Below are 17,763 nucleotides of genomic sequence, written 5' to 3' on the forward strand. Positions count from 1 at the left end.
AGAGGCAGATCCCGATGCCAGACTTGGTTTGCTATCGAGCCACCTGCTTCAACGTGCCGTTCGCCTCCTCTCCACCTTCGAGTTAGGACAAGCGCATGACGCGGAGGCCGAACAGTCACCACTGCTTCTGCGGCAGGGTGATGCCGCTGTCGGCGAGGAACCGCTCGATGTGGATCATCTCGCCCGTCTCGATGGAGGCGTTTGCCGCGATGCCTGTGAGGATTGACCAGGCGCCATCGATATGGCTCGAACCGCGGCCGTACCTATCACCGGTCACCGACGGATCGAAGAGGTGCGAGAGCATCACCGGATCGGCACCGCCGTGATCGCCTTCGCCTGCCCAGACCTCGAGGTTTTGCGGCTCCTGGCCGGCCAGGTGCAGGATCGTCGTCATCGATTCCGATCCGTGAGACTTACTCTGCTTGCCGCCGAACACTCCATGGACCTCGACATGGCGATGTGAGAGTTCGCCCTTGGTGCCATGGAACTTGATCTCCAGCCCCTCCCAGGGGCTGTAAGCGGCGAGCGTATAGTTGAGCGTCGCGCCGTTGGCATAGAGCGCATGGACCTGCATCGTGTCTTCGATGGTGATGTCCTCGTCGAACACGCAGAGGTCGCGCATGTAGCCGTCGAGGTCTTCGGCTTCGAGGTAGAGTTCGCGCAAGGGGCCGTCGGCGGCGATGTCCAGCTTGAAATCGCAGCGATCGGCGCTCGGACAGACGTGGCAGCGTGGTCCCCGCGGGACGAGACCCATGGCATCAGCGGTCTCCGGCCTGTAGAAGGCGCGCCGGCCATGTGCGGCAACCGCGGTCGGCGACGAGCCGAGCCACCAGTTGACGAGGTCGAAGTGATGCGTCGACTTGTGCACCAGCAGGCCGCCGGACTGGTTCTTGTAGCGGTGCCAGCGGCGGAAGTAGTCGGCGCCGTGGACGCGATCGAGATACCAGGTGAAGTTGACGGCAGTGATCTCGCCGATGGCGCCGGACATCAGGATGTCCTTGATCTGCGTACGGGCTGGCGTGTAGCGGTAGTTGAAGGTCACCGTGATCGAACGGCCGGTCTCCGCCTGCACCTCCAGGATCGCCTTCAGCTTGTCGAGGTCGATCGTCATCGGCTTTTCCGTCATGACGTCGCAGCCGGCCCGCATCGCCTCGACGATGTACTCATGGTGCAGGTAATCGGGGACGGTGACGATGACCGTGTCCGGCTTCTGCTCGCTCAGCATGTCGTGGAACTGCTCGGCGCGGTAGGTGGCAATGCCGTTGCCGCTCGCCGGGACTGCGGCTGCAGCCAGCGCCAGGCGGTGTTCGTTGACGTCGCAGAGGGCGACCAGTTCATTCTCCCGGCTATAGGTTTCGCCAACGGCGCGGCGAAACATCTTGTGCCGAGAACCCGTTCCAACAATCGCGTATTTCATGGTCTTGTCCTTCAGTGACCGGCATTCCTGGCCAGCCTTTCAATCGGTCAGTTGCGCAGGGCCTCGCCGTCCGGCCCGAACAGGTGACAGTTCGCCGGATCGATACGGAGCGGAATGACTTCACCGTTGCGGATCGCAAGCTGGCCGGGCGCCACGAGGGTGAGGCTGGTCCCGTCAGGCATGGTCGCGTAGATCGAGGTGCTACCGCCGAGCTGCTCGACGAGATCGACACGGGCCTCGCCCAGCGGCTGGCCTGCATCCCCGCCGATGACGACATGCTCCGGGCGAACTCCGAAAGCGATCGGCACACCCGACGCCGCCGTGCCCAGCTGATCCGGGGAAAGCCGGACCGGCTGATCGGCCACATCCACAACATCCGCATCCCGGCGGCTGGCGGTGATGAAGTTCATCTTCGGCGAACCGATGAAGCCGGCGACGAACTGGTTGGCGGGACGGTTGTAGAGGTCGAGCGGGCTGCCGACCTGCATCACCTCGCCGCCCCTCAGGACGACGATCCTGTCGGCCATGGTCATCGCCTCGACCTGGTCGTGGGTAACGTAGATCATCGTGTTGCCGAGACGCTCGTGGAGCTTGGAAATCTCGACGCGCATCTGCACGCGCAGTTCGGCATCCAGGTTGGAAAGCGGCTCGTCGAAGAGAAAGATGTTCGGATCTCGGACGATCGACCGGCCGATCGCGACGCGCTGCCGCTGCCCGCCGGACAGCGCCCGCGGACGTCGCTGCAGATATTCGGTGATCCGCAGGGTTTCTGCCGCCTGACGCACGCGGCGGTCGATCTCATCGCGCTTCAGGCGCGCGGTCTCAAGGCCGAAGGCGAGGTTTTTGTAAACCGTCATATGCGGATAGAGTGCGTAGGACTGAAAGACCATGGCGATGCCACGCCGCGAAGCGGCAACATCGTTCATGCGCTGTCCGCCGATCAGCAGATCACCGCCGGAAATGGTTTCCAGCCCGGCAATCATTCGCAGAAGCGTCGACTTCCCACAGCCGGAGGGACCGACGAAGACGGTAAACTGGCCGGGCTCGATATCGAGGTCGATACCTCTGATGACGTCGATCGCCCCGAAGCTCTTGACGACCTGTCTCAACTGAATGCTCGTGGACATGGATATTCTCACTGTTGCTCATGGCGCGCGCAATGGTTCAGGTCGGCGAACCGAAACCGGATGCATTGCTGTCGGCGCGGAGGATTTAGCGGCTGGCGATACTCATCGTTTCATTCCGGTGGTGGCGATGCCCTCGATGAGCAGCCGCTGGAAGAACAGGAAAAACAGGAAGATCGGGATGAGCGAGAGAACCGACATGGCAAACAGCTCGTTCCAGCTCGACGTTCCGCTGGAGTCGATGAACGAGCGCAGTCCGAGCTGGACCGTGTAGAGGTTCATGTCGCTCACGTAGATCAGCGGCCCGAAGAAATCCTCCCACGTCCAGATGAAGGAGAAGATCGCAGCCGTTGCCAGGACCGGCAGCGAGAGCGGAAGAATGACGCGCCAGTAGATGCGCCAGGGACTGCAGCCATCGATCTCGGCCGCCTCGTCCAGTTCGCGCGGAATGCCGCGGAAGAACTGCACCATCAGGAAGATGAAGAAGGCATCGACGGCGAAGTACTTCGGCACGATCAGTGGCAGCCAGGTATTCACCCAGCCCATCTTCAAGAACAGCACATACTGGGGAATGAGCGTCACGTGATAGGGCAGCATCAGGGTGCCGAGCATCAGCGCGAACCAGAAGCCGCGCCCGAAGAATTTCAGCCGCGCGAAGGCATAGGCGGCGAAGGAAGCGGCAAAGACGTTGCCGATCGTTGAAAGGGTGGCGATCATCAGCGAGTTCAGGAAGAAATGGCCGAAGTTCACCTGCAGGCCGAACCAGCCCTGCGGGTAGGCGCTGAACGTCACCTGTGACGGAATGAGGCTGGCGCCGCCGTCGAAGAGATCGGAAGCCGGACGCATCGACCCGGCCAGCATCCACAGGATCGGGTAGAGCATGACGAAAGATGCGCCCATCAGCAGACAGTGCAAAAGCGCAGACCGCAGGTAGGGGTAGTCGCTCCCACGGCCGGGAATTCGATGGCTCTCGTTACTCATCGTAGTGCACCCAGTAACGCGTGGACAGAAATGCGAAGGCGGTAAAGATGGCGATGATGATCACCAGCACCCAGGCAAGCGCCGAGGCGTAGCCCATGCGGAAATTGCCGAATGCCTCCTGGTAGAGGTAGAGCGTGTAGAAGAGCGTCGAGTTGATCGGCCCGCCGGAACCGCCCGAGACGATGAAGGCCGGCGTGAACGCCTTGAACGCCTCGATCGTCTGGATGACGAAGTTGAAGAAGACGACCGGCGACAACAGCGGCAGCGTGATCTTCCAGAACTGCCGCACGGAAGACGCCCCGTCGAGGCTCGCTGCCTCGTACATGTCCGCCGGGATCTGCCGCAGCCCTGCCAGGAAGATGATCATCGGCGAACCGAACTGCCAGACCGACAGAGCGACAAGTGTATAGAGAGAGTAGCGGGGATTGGAGATCCAGCTTGGTCCGTCGATGCCCACCAGTGCCAGCACGCTGTTGACCATGCCGTCGGCGGCAAACAGCTGACGCCAGAGCACGGCAATGGCAACCGAAGCCCCCAGCAGCGAAGGCAGGTAGAACAACGCCCGGTAGATCGGCAGCCCGGCAATGCCGCGATTGAGGGCCATCGCCACCGCCAATGCGAAGGCCAGCTTCAACGGCACGGACAGGACGACATAGATGAAGGTGACCTTCATCGAGGCGATGAATTTGGGATCCGCCGTCGCCATGCGGACGTAATTCTGCATGCCGATGAACTGCGGGTCCTGCAGCAGGTCGAAATCGGTGAATGACAGGTACAGCGACATGAGCGCCGGACCGAGCGTCAGACAGAGAAATCCGATCAGCCAGGGCGTCAGGAACAGGTAGCCGGCGGCATTTCTCCTCACGGCGTTCCACGTCGGACTTGCGGGCGCGGCGCCCCCGCCTGCTCCGATGGCGCCATGCGCCTGCGCCTCCATAGACATGCGGTTCATCCCTTTTTCAGCACCCGCTTGGCTTCCGCCAGGAGGCTTGCGGCACCGTCTTCCGGCGTCGAGGCCTCGAAGGCGACTTCCTGGCTGATGCGCACGAGCGCCGTATTGATCTCGCCCGCACCCTGCGGAGGCGCCGGCGGCAGCGGACCGACATAGGGTGACAGCGCCGAGATGAACTTGACGACTTCGCTGCTCGGCCCGTCGAGTTGCGGGATCAGCGCGTCGCGGATTGCCGGTGAGGCCGGAACGCCGCGCTCGACGCCGAGGATAAGGGCTCCCGCCGGTTCGCGCACCAGGAAGTTGATGAGCTTTGCCGTCACCTCCGGTGCCTTGGACTTGGCGAACACCGAGAACATCTGCGACGGCTTGAGATAATGGTTCGGCTTGCCGTTGGTCAGGACAGGCTGCGACGTGACGGACAACGCCGGCTTGTTGAGCTTCTGGAAACCGACGAACTGGTTGGAATAGCCGAAGTCCGTGGCTGCGTAGCCGAGCGTCAGCGGCGAGGTCTCGATGGTGTTCTTGAACAGCGCCTGGACGTCGGCCGGTACGCAACCGCCCGCCTTGCGCAACTCGGCCCAGTAGGTGAACCACTCGGTAGCATCCGCAGGCTCGTAACCAAGGCCGCCTTCGGTGTTGTAGAGCGACTTGCCACGCCCGATCAGCCAGCCTTCGAAGAGGTTTTCGTTCCCGCTACCGTCCGCGGATGCATGCTTCTTCTTGCCCTTGGCGGCTTTGCCGTAGGCTTCCGCCTTTTCGGCATACTGCTCCCAGGTCGTGCCATAGGTCGGTGGCTCGATGCCGGCATCGCGCCATGCGGCTGCGTCCGAAATCACGCCAAAAGCGTTGACGCCGACATTGGCCCCATAGAGCTTGCCGTCGACGGAACAGGACTTCAGGTTCACGTCACCGAAGTCGGCGATCTTCAGGGTCGAGCCCAGATACTGATCGAGCGGCAGGATGGCGCCCCGCCGCGCGTATTCGAACATGTAACGATAGTCCATCTGGATGAAGTCGGGCGCGTTGCCGCCGGCAACCTGCGTCGCGAGGCGCGGCCAGTAATCGTCCCAGCCCATGAACTCGGTGGCGACCTTGACGCCTTCGTTAGAGCCCTCGAAAAGCTGGACGGCTTCCTTGGTGCGGCGGGCGCGTTCTTCCGATCCCCACCACACCATCCTCAGCTGCGCGCTGTCCGCAGCCAGGCCCGCGGTCGCATTCCACAGCGGCATGCTGGCGAGGCCGAGACCGGCGCTCATGAAACCGCGACGACCCATCGTAAAACTGTTCATGATTTTCCTCCCTGAGCAGTCTCCGTTCAGACTGCTGTTCGTGCCCATCCCTGGCGCGCTCCATCACTGACCCGCACCGTCCCCATTTCTCCTCGGAAGGTGCGCGTCAGCCTCGAAAGCAACGTTACATTTGCAAAACCGGCGAAACAAATACATAAATCGGCGACTTCTATAAGTTTCGTTTATGGGGCACAGGCGCTGCGGCTGGAGGGGAAGGTCATGGATAGATCGCTTGAACAGTTCATGGCGGTGACAGAGATGGGGTCGTTCGTCGCCGCTGCAGACCGGCTTCGCTTGTCGCAGCCGGCACTGACTTCCAGCATCAAGAAGCTGGAGCAGTCTCTCGGGGTCCGCCTGTTCGAGCGGTCGTCGCGGGGCGTTCGCCTGACGGCCTATGGCGAGACGCTCTACAAGAACACGCTGATCATGCGGCGGCTCTACACGAATGCACTGGAGACGATCGAGCGGCAGCGTTCGGAAAGCGAACACGGCATCAGCATCGGCACCGGCTACTCGACGTGGACGCTGTTCCTGAAGGACTTCGTCATCGATCACTTCCGCGAGTACCCGAACGCGCCCATCAATGTCAGCATCGGCAACGCCATGCGCTGCATGGACCAGCTATGGGCGGGGGATATCTCGCTGTTCGTCGGCCACCAGATCCAGAACCTGGTGCGGGAGGTCGATATCGACTTCATCCCGCTAGGGATGGCGAAGGATGGCTACTATGTGCGTCCGGGCCACCCGCTGCTCGACCAGCCGCGACGCATCAATGAGGTGTTCACCTATCCGACGACGCGGATGGCGTTCTCGCCCGAAGCGCGCCAGAGAAGGCTGCTGATCGACGGCGCGGCATCGGCACCGCAGCCGGATCGCTTCGGCCACGCCTTCACCTCAAACTCGATGCGCGCCTGTCTGGATTTCGTTCGCGAGACCGACACGGTTCTCATGCACACGGCGCTGCTGGCCGAATCCTTCGCCTCCGACGGCCTGGGCCAAGTGCAGATCCTGGAAGGCGAGATGCTCCCGAGCTGGCTGCTGGGCATCTATGTCCTGCCGGAGAGGCGGTCGGATCCGCACGTCCGGAAGTTCATCAATCTGATCCAAGACGGCGCATCCAGACTCGACCTCCAGCCTCCCTTCCGTTGAAGGGGCCGCGTAAATACAAGTCTCTGAGGCGGGTCTCGGCTCCTACAGAGTAGGTGGATTGGAGATCAGCTATTGCCTCGTCCAGAGCGGATCTTGGATCCGTCCACTGACGCCGATCTCAATAGCGCAAGCGCACGCTCTAGCTACATGACTTCTTGATAAGAGACGCCAGCCCGCACTGCCGCCAAACTCGGAACAGGATCGCAAGATCGCGGGAATCCTCAGGAAGTATGATCTTCTGCCGGAGAGCGCGGGGGAGGAACGCACCTCTTGCCAAGGTCACGAGCGACCATCACCCGGTGCTGGTCAAATCGGTCAAGTTTCTATGCTCTGCTCGGAGAATGCTGAGAAAAATTGGTCCGCCAGTTTCTTCGACGTCGCCTGGACCAGTCGGCTGCCAAGACTTGCGATCTTGCCGCCGATTTCGGTTTCCGCTCTGTATGTCAGGATTGTCGAGTCGCCTTCCTCGACGAGAGTGACGGCGCAGTCACCCTTGGCGAAGCCGGCGATCCCGCCATTGCCCTTGCCGACGATGCGGCAGCTTGCCGGCGCCTCGATGTCACAGATCGTCACGGTGGCTGCGAAGGTCGCCGAGACCGGCCCGATCTTTAGCTGCACCTTGGCGTCGAAACTGTTTTCGCCGGTCTGCGTCAGCTCCTTGCAGCCGGGAATGCAGCGGCGCAGCACGTCTGGTTCGAACAATCGCGTCCAAACCTCGCCTCGCGGCTCGTCGAGCCGGTATTCCCCTGTCATTTCCATGTCTGTCCTCCCTCCGAAGCGCCGTGCATCGAAGCTTTGTTAAATTGCAAGGGTGTGACGGCCCCAGTACTCAAACGGCGCAGTAGCGCTCCTGGATATCCTTGTCGGCAAGCAGCGTCGCCGCATCGCTTCGGTAGACGATCTCGCCCTGATCGACGATGACCGCGCGATCGGCAAGCTTCAGAGCCCACTCGACGTTCTGCTCCACGAGTAGCAGTGTCATGCCCTCGTCGCGCAGACGCCGGAACAGCACACCCATTTCCTCCACCAGCACCGGCATGATGCCCTCCGACGGTTCATCGAGCAGGATCATTTTCGGCTTGCCGATCATCGCGCGGGCAATCGCCAGCATCTGCTGCTCGCCGCCCGACATCGTCACGCCCTCCTGGTTGAGGCGCTCCTTGAGGCGCGGAAAGCTGCGGGCGATATCGTCGATCGCAGCCGCTTCATCGATCTTCCGGCGATCGGCGACGAGGCCAAGCTGCAGGTTCTCGAGCACCGACAGCCCGCTGACGATGCGTCGTTCCTCAGGCACGTAGGCGAGACCGCGGGCATAGCGATGATGTGCCTTCAGGCCGGCAATGTCCTCGCCGTCAAAGCGGATCCTGCCGGTGATGCGTGGCATCAGCCCCATGATCGAGCGGATGATGCTCGTCTTGCCGGCGCCGTTGCGGCCGACAAGCGCGACGATCTCTCCCGGATCAATCGAGAAGGAGACGCCGTGCAGCACGTGGCTTGCGCCATACCATCCGTTGAGGTCGTCAATTTCAAGCATAGCCATCATTCTGTCCCAGATAGACCCGGCGCACCTCGGTGTTCGCCTGGATTTCCTTCGGTGTACCGTCGGCCAGAAGCTGGCCGTGATGCAGCACGAGCACCCGGTCGCTGAGGCCGAGGATCATCTTCATCTTGTGTTCGACCAGCAGGATGGTGCGATCGGCGGCGAGCTTCTCGATCAGCGTCACCATCTCCCGCGTTTCCTCCGGTCCCATGCCGGCGGTCGGCTCATCGAGCAGGAGCAATGCCGGATCGGCGACCAGGGCGATGGCGATTTCCAGCGCCCGTTGCTGGCCGTGGGCCAGAAATTTGGCGAGCGTGGCGGATCGGCCGGAGAGACCGACCGATGCAAGAGTGGCGGCAGCTTTCTCGTCGACCTCGTGATAAGCAGTGCGGTCGGACCAGATATTCATCCGCGAGCGAAACGCCTGGGCGGCGACCCGGACGTTCTCCTGCACCGACAGGTTGGGGAAGATGTTGGTGATCTGGTAGGAGCGGGCGATGCCGCGATGCACGTATTCGTGCTGCGGCACGCCGGCCATGTTGTCACCGCGGAACTTCAGCACCCCGCTTGAGGGTCGAAGCGCTCCGGATAGGATGTTGAAGAAGGTGCTCTTACCGGCGCCGTTGGGGCCGATGATCGCGGTGATCTGACCTTCGCCAAATTCGGTGGTTACGCCCTTCAGTGCAACGAGGCCGCCGAATTGCTTGCCGACATCGGCAACGCTCATGATGGGTGCGGTCATCGGGCCTTCCCCCAAGAGATGAGCGTGCCCCAGATTCCCTTCGGCAGGTAGAGCACGAAGAGGATGAAGATCACCCCGACGATCAGTTGCCAGTTGGATGTCCAGAGAGAGAAGATGTCTTCCATCGACAGGAAGGCGAGTGCGCCGACGAAGGGCCCGAAGAAGCTGCCGGCACCCCCGAGCAGCGTCATCATCACGATCAGGCCCGACGTGTGATAATGCAGCGAATCGAGCGGCACGATGGAAAGGTGCAGAGCAGACAGGGTGCCTGCAAGCCCGCACAGCACGCCGGACAGGATGAACGACAGGAGCTTCGTCCTTTCGACATTGTAACCGCAGGCACGAGCTCGGGTTTCGTTCTCGCGGATGGCTTCGATCACCGCGCCGAAGGGCGAATTCAGCACCCGCGACACGAACCAGAGCGCCAGTGCCACGACGACCATGATCGCGTAGTACTTGACCAGCGGATCTAGGAAGTTGACCGAAAAACCGGGGAAATTCAGCGTGCTGACGGTGAAGCCGCGCAGGCCGTTTTCGCCGCCGGTCCAGGACGAGGCCTGCAGCGCCGTGTAGTAGACGAGTTGCGACAGGGCGAGGGTCACCATGGAGAAGTAGATGCCGCGGGTGCGGATCGCCAAGACCCCCATCAGGGCCGAAAGCAGGCCGGAAAACACCACGCCGATCAGCATTGCCAGAAACCAGTTCGCCCCGAAGGCGCCGATGGCGATGCCGGTGGCATAGGCGCCGGCGCCGAAGAAGGCGGCATGGCCGAAGGACAGGAGGCCTGTATAGCCGAACAGCAGGTTGTAGCCGACTGCGACGAGACCATAGATCAGCACGTTGACGGCAAGGGCTTCCGAGGGAAGCACCCAGGGCAGGAAGAAGAGTGCAAGGATAGACAGCGGCACCCGCCACCGACTGATGCCGGAGGAAAGCGTTGCGAAGCGTCGGCGCTTTAGAGGCGCGACGAGATCCGTGTTTCTGACGACCGTCATGGTGATCTCCTCAAAGCCCCGGCGCGGCGCGGCCGTAAAGACCGTTCGGGCGGATCAGCAGGATCAGCGCCATCAGCGCGAACATCACGATGGTCGCCATCTCCGGCGCAAATAGCGAGGTGATGCTGACCGACAGTCCGACGACCAGACCGGCGATAACGGCACCCGGCAACGATCCCATGCCGCCGATGACGGTGACGACGAAGGCCTCAGCCAGCACCAGCGTGCCCATTTCGGGGCTGACATTGCGCATCGGTGCTGCAAGCACGCCGCCGAGAGCGGTGACGCCGACGCCGATGCCGAAGACCACCAGCCATAGCCGGCTGATATCGACGCCCAGTACGCGCATGATCAGCGGGTCTGCGGAGCCGGCTCGTACGATGAGGCCGAATTTCGTCTTCTCCAGGCCGATCCACAGCAGCAGGAGGACGGCGATCACCACGCCGATGACGAACAGCCGGTAGAGAGGGAAGAACCCGATGCCGAGGTTGACGACGCCGCGAAGGGCGGACGGTGTGGAGAAGGGAATGCCATCGGTGCCGAAGAAGATCCGCACCGCCTCGACCAGAACATAGCCGAGACCGAAGGTCAGCAGCAGCGGGTCGTCGGTCGAACGGCCGTAGAGGGGACGGATGAGGAAACGCTCGATCAGCATACCGAACAGGCCAATCAGCACCGGCGCTAGAACGAGAGCCCACCAGAAGCTCCCGGTCAGCCCGGCGATGTAGAGACCGGCATAGGCGCCGACCATGAACAATGCCCCATGGGCGAAGTTCACGATGCCGAGCATGCCGAAAATGATCGACAGGCCGAGCGCGACCATGATCAGGACTGCGCCCAGCGCCAGCCCCGAAAACAGCTGCATTGCAATCAGTTGAACGGTCATGACCTCATCCGTTTCTCAGTATCAGCTCTTGAAGCCGAGTTCGGTGCAGCTTCTGAGGACGCTCTCGGAGGCAGGTTCGTTGGCGAGGATCTTGAACAGATCCGCGTCGGACTTCATGGCGCTCTTTGCCTGCGATTCAAGCACGAGAACCGATTGCAGCGACTGATGATCGCACTTGCGGTATGACTGCTCACCCTTGGCGACGTCGTATTTCAGCGCCTCCAATGCGGCGATGACCTTTTGCGTCTCGGTGCCGCCGGCCTTCTCGATCGCCATGAGCAGCGAGGCGACACCCGTATAGCCGTAAGCGCCGTAGTCGGTCGGCACAGCGTCCTTGAACATGGCGCGGAAGGCGTCGTTGAAGGTCTTGGCGGAGGGCACGGTCTCCTCCAGACCCCAATAGTAATTCGAGCCGCCGACGACACCTTCGAAGACTTCCGGATCGACCGCCAGCCGCTGATTGTGGAGCAGCACCGGCACGACGATCTTCATCTGATCCTTGACCCCGAAGTCCACCGCCTGCTTGATCGAGTTGGCTTGGTCCCGTCCGAAATTGCAGATGCAGAGAATGTCGGCCCCGAGCGAGAGGATGGTCGGGATGAATGTCGAATAATCGGGCGCGCCGAACGGGTGCAGGATCTCGCCGACCGTTTCCGCGCCGATCTCCTTGGCCGCCCGCTTGAAGCCGCGCAGCATCTCATGCCCATAGGCATAGTCGGCGGCGAGAAAGACGACCTTGGAGCCTTTCTGGAACGTATGCTTTGCCACCACCGCGGTGGTCATCGTCGGGTTCAGCGCCTCGTGGAATGTGTACGGGCTGAAGTCCTTCACCTCATTGATCGTGTCCGACTGGCTGATCGAGATGTAGAGCATGTTGCGGGCACGCGTGACCTCGTTGACCGCCAGCTGGACGGCGCTCGAGAGCGCGCCGACGACGGCGTGCACCTTGTCCTTCTCGATCAGTTCAAGCGTCCTGGTGGCGGCTTCGCCGGCGTTCAGCTTGTCGTCCCGAACGAGCAGTTCGATCTTGCGTCCGCCGATGCCACCCTTGTCGTTGGCAAGCTTGACGGCGAGCTGGGCGCTGCGGACCTGATCATTGGCTTCTGCGGCAAACGGACCGGTGAGCGGCGTCGGAAATCCGATCCGGATGGTCTCGCTCTGCGCCCGACCGATGAATGGCATCGATAGCGCGGTTGCCGTGCCTGCAAGTCCGACAAGAGCCGTCCGGCGCGTGATTGCCGTTAAGCTCGGTTCCCCATGTTTCTGTGTCATCCCGTCCTCCTCCTGACATTGGATCACTGCTTCAGTTCATTCAGATCGTGCCGAGCGCCCTCAAGATACGTGCCGGCGTCATCGGTATCTGCGTCAGCACCGCGCCATGGCCTGCGAGTGCATCGTTGACGGCGTTCATCGCGGCAGCCGAAGCGGCAGCCGTCCCGGCCTCCCCACAGCCCTTGGCGCCGAGTTCGGTATCCCTGGTCGGCGTCTCGACATGGCTGATCTCGATGTCCGGCATCTCGCAGGCCATCGGCACGAGATAATCGGCAAGCGAGCCATTGGTGAGTTGTCCGGCGGAATCGTAGAGACATTCCTCGAAGAACGCTGCTCCCAGCCCCTGCACCACGCCGCCACGGACCTGTTCGTCGACCAGCAGCGGATTGATGATGCGGCCGCAGTCCTCGACAACCCAGTGCTTGAGAATCTTGACGAAGCCGGTCTCCTCATCGACCTCGACAAGACAGCCCTGCGCGCCATTGGTAAAGGCGAACGGATAACCCTGCGGCGCATAATGGTGAACCACCGACAGCTGCGCATGGGTTCCGGGCGGCAGCGTATCGGAACGGAAGAAGGCGATGCGGGCGACCTCGGCCACGCTCATCCGCCGCTGGCCGGTCGTCGCCTCGACGATCCAGTCGTTGCTGATATCCAGTTCCCCCGGCTGCGCCTGAAGGATCAGAGCGGCAATGCTGAGAACATTGGCCTTCAGCTTGCGTGTCGCCTGCAGAGCGGTCTCGCCGCCGATGCCGGCGCCGCGGCAGGCCCAGGTGGCGCCGCCGTGCGGGGTCGTATCCGTGTCGCCGGTCATCACCCGCACCTTGTCGCGGTCGATGCCCAGCTGATCGGCGATGATCTGGCCGATGATGGTTTCCGTTCCCTGCCCCTGCTCGGTGACGGAAATCGAGCAATGCACCTCGCCCGAGGGCGTCAGCTTGACGAAGGCGCCGTCCTGCGCTGAGATCCGCGCCCCGCCGACGCCGTAAAAGGCGGGACTCGGATTGGTTATCTCGACGAACAGCGCAATACCGATGCCGCGCAAGATGCCGTTTTTCCGCAGCTCCGCCTGCTCGGCTCGCAGCGCCTCGTAATTCATCATCGATCTCAGCCGTGCCAGGCAGACCTCGTGGGAGAGCTGCTCGAACTGGTAACCGGTTGGCGATCTGCGCGGGTAACTGTCGTCTGGGATGAGGTTGCGGGCGCGGATTTCGAACGGGTCGAGACCCAGTTCGCGAGCGGCGGCATCCACTAGGCATTCCGTCACGGCGCAGGCGATGGGATGGCCGACGGCGCGGTACTGGCTCGTCTGCACCTTGTTCTGGAACACCACCGAGAGGTTGGCGCGGTAGGAGGAGAAGTCGTAGGGCGCGCCCATCAGGCGGATGACCTGGTTTCCCTCGACGGCACTGGTGCGCGGGTAGCTGGAGAAGGCGCCGATCGCCGTTACGTCGTCGACTTCCATCGCCGAGATGCGACCGTCCCTGCCGACGGCCAGCCGGGCGGTGATCCGATGATCGCGGGCGTGAATGTCGGAGACGAAGGATTCCATCCGGTCGGCCACGTACTTCACCGGACGGCCGAGCAGGATCGAGGCGCCGACCACCGCCATCTCCTCGTGGTAGACATGCAGCTTCATGCCGAAAGAGCCGCCAATATCGGGAGCGATAACGCGGACGTTGGCTTCCGGGATGCCGTAGTGGCGGGAATAGACGTCCTGAAACTGGTAGGGAGTCTGAGTGGCGTGATGGGCCGTCAGCCGGTTTTCGCTCCGATCGTAGTCGGCGACGATGGCACGCGGCTCAAGCGTGACGGCGGTGTGCCGGCCAAAGATGAAGCTTTGCTCCAGCCGGTGCGGCGCTGTGGAAAACGCGTCGTCGACGCCGCCGCTGTCGAGCCTGCTCGAAAAGCAGATGTTGTCGTCGATGTCGTCCGAAAGCGGCGCCGCCGACATTGCCTCTATCGGATCGGCGAGGACCGGTTTCTCGTCGATGTCGATCATCACCAGTTCGGCCGCGTCCTCGGCGATTGCGCGACTGTCGGCGACGATCAGCACCACCGGCTGGCCCGACCACAGGACGTCGGTCAGCGGCAACGGCAATTGCGGCAGAGACTTCATCTTTTGAAAATGATCGAGCGTACCGGTCCAGGGCGTACAGATCGCCGCCAGGTCCTTGGCCGTATAGACGGCGCGCACGCCGGGATGTGCAAGTGCGTCGGCAATGTCGATACCGGTGATCCGGCCGTGTGCATAGGGACTACGCACAAAGGCCGCATGAAGCATGCGCGGCAGAACCAGGTCCGTGACGTAGCGTCCCTTGCCCTCAAGCAGGCGCTTGGCGTTTGGTCGCGATACCGAACGGCCGATATAGGAATTCGGTCTGTCGAGGGAGCCCGCGAACGCGTTCATGCCTCCTCCCTCGCCATCTGGGAGTGCCGCCGTTTGGCCGTCGTCTCGATCGCATCGACAATCGCCTCATAACCGGTGCAGCGACAGTAGTTGCCGGAGAGGGCATCACGGATCTCGTCGCGGCTCGGTACGCGCTCTGACGACAGGATCCCATAGGCGGCGACCAGCATACCCGGCGTGCAGAAGCCGCACTGCAGCGCATTGCGTTCGTGGAAGGCTGTTTGCAGGTCCGAGATCGCCCGGCGAGCCGTCAGCCCCTCGATCGTCTCGATGCTGGAGCCTTCAGCCTGGACAGCGAACATCAGGCAGGCGTGCACCGGCTGGTCGTCCAGCAGAACCAGACAGGCGCCGCAAACGCCCATCTCGCATCCGGTATGCGTGCCGGTCAGTTGAACATCCTGGCGCAGGAAATCGGCAAGCGTCGTGCGCGGCGCCACCAGGGCCTCGATTGCCTCGCCGTTGACGGCGAGTGACAGGGCAATCCTCGCCGTCATGCCGCCTCCTCCAGACGACCGAGGAGCCGCCCGAGCAGCACCCGCGCCAGGTGCATTCGCATTTCGGCCGGCGTGTGCTCGTCACCCGACGGATCGAGATCGGCGGCCAGAGCCTCCTGTGCCTGGCGGATGGAGCCGAGCGTCAACGGATTGCCCAACAGCGTGGTTTCCGCCGTTCGTGCCCGCACCGGCGTCGACGCGACAGAGAAGAAGGCAATCCGCATCTTCTCGACCAGGCCGTCCTCGTCGATCTGCGCATTCACGCCGCAGCCGACGATCGCGTAGTCGCCGCGGCGGCGCGCCAGCTCGTCAAAGGCGCAGCGAGTGGCGGGCGCTGCCAGGGGAACATGGACCGCGATGATCAGTTCGCCGGGCTCAAGAGCTGTCTCGTAGAGGTCGAGGAAAAAATCAGCGACTTCGACCTTGCGACGCGCGTCGGCAGAGGCAATCTCGATCACGGCGTCTAGTGCCAGCGCCATCGCCGGGAATTCCGATGCCGGATCGGCAAGCGCCAGGCTGCCGCCGAACGTGCCCTTGTTGCGGATGGCGGGATGCGCGACGAACGGCGCCGCCTCGGCAAGCAGCGGCGCATGGCGGCGGACCAGCTCCGAAGACAGGATCTCGCAGTGGCGGGTGGTTGCACCGATCCTCAGGTAGTCGCCGACGACAGCAATCCCATGCAACTCGTCGATCCGGGCGATATCGACGAGCAGACCCGGTGCCTGCAGCCTCAGCGCCAGGGATGGCACGAGGCTCTGGCCGCCAGCGATATAGCAGGCATCGCTCTCAGCGCCCTGATAGGCAAGTAGCGCCTCATCCACTGAAAGTGGACGAATATAATCGAAAGCTTTCGCCTTCACCGGATCTCCTCCCACATGGTCTACCGGAATTTGTGACCATCTGGTCATGATTCCTCAAGGCGCCTATCCGGTCAAGAGAAATTACCGTCTGGTCTCAAAATAAATACCGCTTGGTCTCAAACCGCTGCTGGGCTATCGCTTGGCGATTGCCGGACCGGCAATGACAGACGGATCAGGACAGAGATGGCGGACCAGATTAACGGCCGTGAACACGAAGACAGCAACGGCGAGCAGCGGCGCCCCCGGCGTTACATGCGCGCCAACGAGCGCGAACAGTTCATTCTGGAAGAAGCCGTCCGATTTTTCGCCGAGCACGGATTCGAGGGGCAGACGCGGGAACTCGCAAAGCGTGTCGGCATCACCCATTCGGCGATATACCGGCATTTCCCGAGCAAGGAAGCGCTGATCGAACGGGTCTACGAACACGTCTATCTCAGCCGCTGGGATGACGGCTGGGCCGGCCTGATCGTCGACCGCAGCCGTTCGCTGGAAAGCCGTCTCACCGACTTCTACCTGCAATACATCGCCCGTGTCTTCCACTATGATTGGGTGCGGATTTTCGTGTTCTCCGGTCTGAAGACCTTCGACATCACACCTCGCTACCTCGACATCGTGCGGCGGCAGATCATCGGACCGGCTTGCCTCGAACTGCGTCATGAACTGGGGCTGCCCGGACCAGAGGAGCGACCGGTTGGCGAGCGGGAGTTGGAATTGCTCTGGGGCCTGCACGGCCGGATCTTCTACCTGGCGATCCGGCGCTTCGTTTACGCCACGCCGACACCCGATGATCTGAGCGACATCGTCAAGGACGGGGTCAAGGCATTCATGCTCGGCGGGCCTGCGGTCGCCCGATCTATCCTGAAGGAAAGCGACTGAGTGACACCTCCACCCTTCTTGATCATGATGACATGATTGGCGAAAGCAGTTGCTTCCAGTCTTGCGGGAAACCTGTCGAGCCTCGGCCGCCGTTTCAGCACAGTGAAGGCGTTATTTGCTCGCCGGAGAGGCTGTAAATACCACAGACGCAACTGCGAACAGCACGCACCAATGATCCGACCCTTTGGGTCCTGATGTCCTCCCCCCCGACCTACGCACGTCTCCGACGAACTCTGGTAGCGGCTCGCAACACGGAATAACTCATGCGGAAACTCGCAGTCACGGAGACGCCAGCGGAGGATTTTCAGGAGAAGATTGCCAAGTTGAAGGCAGTGCAATCGTGGGAATACCGAGATCGCCATCCGCAAGCTTCTCTTCCTCGCCCGCAACAATGGCGACGAACACGCCAAACAGCGGCTGATGCCGATCGTGCGCGATCTCATCCAGACCGTGGTGATCGGCAAGACACCCGGCCAACAGCCAGCGAGCCTGCAGGTCCATGGCGACATCGCCAATATCATGGCGTCGATGGAAGCACTGGACGTGCTGGGGCAGCAGTTTCTGGCTGCTGCACAGAACGATCTGCTTGCGCGGATTGCGTCCGGCGAGATCGACACGGAGCACAAACGCACAAAGCTCCTCGAGGCTTACTCAGAGGAGCTTTTGCAGGCATCCCGAATTCGAGAATTTACAAGTGTCGTTGGTTGCGGGGGCAGGATTTGAACCTGCGGCCTTCAGGTTATGAGCCTGACGAGCTACCGGGCTGCTCCACCCCG

At 62.2% G+C, this 17,763-nt stretch carries 17 protein-coding genes; 2 read left to right on the plus strand and 15 right to left on the minus strand.

Going from position 1 to position 17,763, the window contains the following annotated elements; translation table 11 throughout:
- Nucleotides 1-115: 115 nt before the first annotated feature.
- From AAIH46_RS06955 to AAIH46_RS06975, 5 genes are all read right to left on the minus strand, one after another.
- Complete coding sequence (locus AAIH46_RS06955; RefSeq protein ID WP_430304924.1) at nucleotides 116-1,417, minus strand: Gfo/Idh/MocA family oxidoreductase; 1,302 nt, start codon at nucleotides 1,415-1,417, stop codon at nucleotides 116-118.
- A 47-nt stretch (nucleotides 1,418-1,464) separates the two neighbouring features.
- The gene (locus AAIH46_RS06960) at nucleotides 1,465-2,544 is read right to left on the minus strand and encodes an ABC transporter ATP-binding protein (RefSeq protein ID WP_430304926.1); all 1,080 of its coding nucleotides are present in this window, start codon (nucleotides 2,542-2,544) and stop codon (nucleotides 1,465-1,467) included.
- Nucleotides 2,545-2,646: 102 nt separating this feature from the next.
- Entirely contained in the window at nucleotides 2,647-3,522 is an 876-nt protein-coding gene (locus AAIH46_RS06965) for a carbohydrate ABC transporter permease (protein WP_430304927.1), read from the minus strand.
- A complete protein-coding gene (locus AAIH46_RS06970) occupies nucleotides 3,515-4,465 on the minus strand; it encodes a carbohydrate ABC transporter permease (protein ID WP_430305029.1) in 951 nt (316 codons plus the stop codon). Before AAIH46_RS06970 ends, AAIH46_RS06965 begins: the two co-directional genes overlap by 8 nt.
- 5 nt (nucleotides 4,466-4,470) lie before the next feature.
- Nucleotides 4,471-5,763, minus strand: coding sequence for an ABC transporter substrate-binding protein (locus AAIH46_RS06975; RefSeq protein WP_430304929.1), 1,293 nt, complete (start codon nucleotides 5,761-5,763; stop codon nucleotides 4,471-4,473).
- Nucleotides 5,764-5,982: 219 nt separating this feature from the next.
- On the opposite strand from AAIH46_RS06975, the gene AAIH46_RS06980 reads away from it, so the two are divergent.
- The gene (locus AAIH46_RS06980) at nucleotides 5,983-6,912 is read left to right on the plus strand and encodes a LysR family transcriptional regulator (protein WP_430304931.1); all 930 of its coding nucleotides are present in this window, start codon (nucleotides 5,983-5,985) and stop codon (nucleotides 6,910-6,912) included.
- 315 nt (nucleotides 6,913-7,227) lie between these two features.
- Here the strand turns inward: AAIH46_RS06980 and AAIH46_RS06985 are convergent, their stop codons facing one another.
- The 9 genes from AAIH46_RS06985 to AAIH46_RS07025 form a co-directional block, all read right to left on the minus strand.
- The gene (locus tag AAIH46_RS06985) at nucleotides 7,228-7,671 is read right to left on the minus strand and encodes a CoxG family protein (protein ID WP_430304933.1); all 444 of its coding nucleotides are present in this window, start codon (nucleotides 7,669-7,671) and stop codon (nucleotides 7,228-7,230) included.
- A gap of 70 nt (nucleotides 7,672-7,741) precedes the next feature.
- Nucleotides 7,742-8,446 (minus strand): ABC transporter ATP-binding protein, encoded by a 705-nt coding sequence (locus tag AAIH46_RS06990; RefSeq protein WP_430305031.1) that lies wholly within the window; start codon nucleotides 8,444-8,446, stop codon nucleotides 7,742-7,744.
- Nucleotides 8,439-9,194 carry an ABC transporter ATP-binding protein gene (locus tag AAIH46_RS06995; protein WP_430304935.1) on the minus strand — a complete coding sequence of 252 codons (756 nt, stop codon included), beginning with the start codon at nucleotides 9,192-9,194 and terminating at the stop codon, nucleotides 8,439-8,441. The genes AAIH46_RS06990 and AAIH46_RS06995 overlap by 8 nt, the downstream gene beginning before the upstream one ends.
- Complete coding sequence (locus tag AAIH46_RS07000) at nucleotides 9,191-10,189, minus strand: branched-chain amino acid ABC transporter permease (protein ID WP_430304937.1); 999 nt, start codon at nucleotides 10,187-10,189, stop codon at nucleotides 9,191-9,193. The genes AAIH46_RS06995 and AAIH46_RS07000 overlap by 4 nt, the downstream gene beginning before the upstream one ends.
- A gap of 10 nt (nucleotides 10,190-10,199) precedes the next feature.
- Nucleotides 10,200-11,075, minus strand: coding sequence for a branched-chain amino acid ABC transporter permease (locus tag AAIH46_RS07005; protein ID WP_430304938.1), 876 nt, complete (start codon nucleotides 11,073-11,075; stop codon nucleotides 10,200-10,202).
- A 21-nt stretch (nucleotides 11,076-11,096) separates the two neighbouring features.
- Nucleotides 11,097-12,347 carry an ABC transporter substrate-binding protein gene (locus AAIH46_RS07010; RefSeq protein WP_430304939.1) on the minus strand — a complete coding sequence of 417 codons (1,251 nt, stop codon included), beginning with the start codon at nucleotides 12,345-12,347 and terminating at the stop codon, nucleotides 11,097-11,099.
- 40 nt (nucleotides 12,348-12,387) lie between these two features.
- Nucleotides 12,388-14,757 (minus strand): xanthine dehydrogenase family protein molybdopterin-binding subunit, encoded by a 2,370-nt coding sequence (locus AAIH46_RS07015; RefSeq protein WP_430304940.1) that lies wholly within the window; start codon nucleotides 14,755-14,757, stop codon nucleotides 12,388-12,390.
- On the minus strand, nucleotides 14,754-15,251 hold the full coding sequence (locus AAIH46_RS07020) for a (2Fe-2S)-binding protein (protein ID WP_430304941.1): 498 nt from the start codon (nucleotides 15,249-15,251) through the stop codon (nucleotides 14,754-14,756). Before AAIH46_RS07020 ends, AAIH46_RS07015 begins: the two co-directional genes overlap by 4 nt.
- Entirely contained in the window at nucleotides 15,248-16,111 is an 864-nt protein-coding gene (locus tag AAIH46_RS07025) for an FAD binding domain-containing protein (protein WP_430304942.1), read from the minus strand. Before AAIH46_RS07025 ends, AAIH46_RS07020 begins: the two co-directional genes overlap by 4 nt.
- A gap of 252 nt (nucleotides 16,112-16,363) precedes the next feature.
- Here AAIH46_RS07025 and AAIH46_RS07030 point away from each other — a divergent pair, with 252 nt between their 5' ends.
- Nucleotides 16,364-16,987: a TetR/AcrR family transcriptional regulator gene (locus tag AAIH46_RS07030; protein ID WP_430305032.1), complete on the plus strand. Its 624-nt coding sequence runs from the start codon at nucleotides 16,364-16,366 to the stop codon at nucleotides 16,985-16,987.
- Between the two features lie 279 nt (nucleotides 16,988-17,266).
- On the opposite strand, the gene AAIH46_RS07035 is transcribed toward AAIH46_RS07030, so the two are convergent.
- The gene (locus AAIH46_RS07035) at nucleotides 17,267-17,611 is read right to left on the minus strand and encodes a hypothetical protein (RefSeq protein WP_430304944.1); all 345 of its coding nucleotides are present in this window, start codon (nucleotides 17,609-17,611) and stop codon (nucleotides 17,267-17,269) included.
- Between the last annotated feature and the right edge of the window lie 152 nt (nucleotides 17,612-17,763).

Origin of the sequence: Rhizobium sp. 0TCS1.26 (assembly GCF_050455525.1) — a bacterium.
GTDB lineage: Bacteria > Pseudomonadota > Alphaproteobacteria > Rhizobiales > Rhizobiaceae > Neorhizobium.

Coding starts and splice junctions, on each gene's coding strand:
- AAIH46_RS06955 (WP_430304924.1), bottom strand. CDS start 1,417: ATGAAATACGCGATTGTTGGAACGGGTTCTCGGCACAAGATGTTTCGC.
- AAIH46_RS06960 (WP_430304926.1), bottom strand. CDS start 2,544: ATGTCCACGAGCATTCAGTTGAGACAGGTCGTCAAGAGCTTCGGGGCG.
- AAIH46_RS06965 (WP_430304927.1), bottom strand. CDS start 3,522: ATGAGTAACGAGAGCCATCGAATTCCCGGCCGTGGGAGCGACTACCCC.
- AAIH46_RS06970 (WP_430305029.1), bottom strand. CDS start 4,465: ATGTCTATGGAGGCGCAGGCGCATGGCGCCATCGGAGCAGGCGGGGGC.
- AAIH46_RS06975 (WP_430304929.1), bottom strand. CDS start 5,763: ATGAACAGTTTTACGATGGGTCGTCGCGGTTTCATGAGCGCCGGTCTC.
- AAIH46_RS06980 (WP_430304931.1), top strand. CDS start 5,983: ATGGATAGATCGCTTGAACAGTTCATGGCGGTGACAGAGATGGGGTCG.
- AAIH46_RS06985 (WP_430304933.1), bottom strand. CDS start 7,671: ATGGAAATGACAGGGGAATACCGGCTCGACGAGCCGCGAGGCGAGGTT.
- AAIH46_RS06990 (WP_430305031.1), bottom strand. CDS start 8,446: ATGCTTGAAATTGACGACCTCAACGGATGGTATGGCGCAAGCCACGTG.
- AAIH46_RS06995 (WP_430304935.1), bottom strand. CDS start 9,194: ATGACCGCACCCATCATGAGCGTTGCCGATGTCGGCAAGCAATTCGGC.
- AAIH46_RS07000 (WP_430304937.1), bottom strand. CDS start 10,189: ATGACGGTCGTCAGAAACACGGATCTCGTCGCGCCTCTAAAGCGCCGA.
- AAIH46_RS07005 (WP_430304938.1), bottom strand. CDS start 11,075: ATGACCGTTCAACTGATTGCAATGCAGCTGTTTTCGGGGCTGGCGCTG.
- AAIH46_RS07010 (WP_430304939.1), bottom strand. CDS start 12,347: ATGACACAGAAACATGGGGAACCGAGCTTAACGGCAATCACGCGCCGG.
- AAIH46_RS07015 (WP_430304940.1), bottom strand. CDS start 14,757: ATGAACGCGTTCGCGGGCTCCCTCGACAGACCGAATTCCTATATCGGC.
- AAIH46_RS07020 (WP_430304941.1), bottom strand. CDS start 15,251: ATGACGGCGAGGATTGCCCTGTCACTCGCCGTCAACGGCGAGGCAATC.
- AAIH46_RS07030 (WP_430305032.1), top strand. CDS start 16,364: ATGCGCGCCAACGAGCGCGAACAGTTCATTCTGGAAGAAGCCGTCCGA.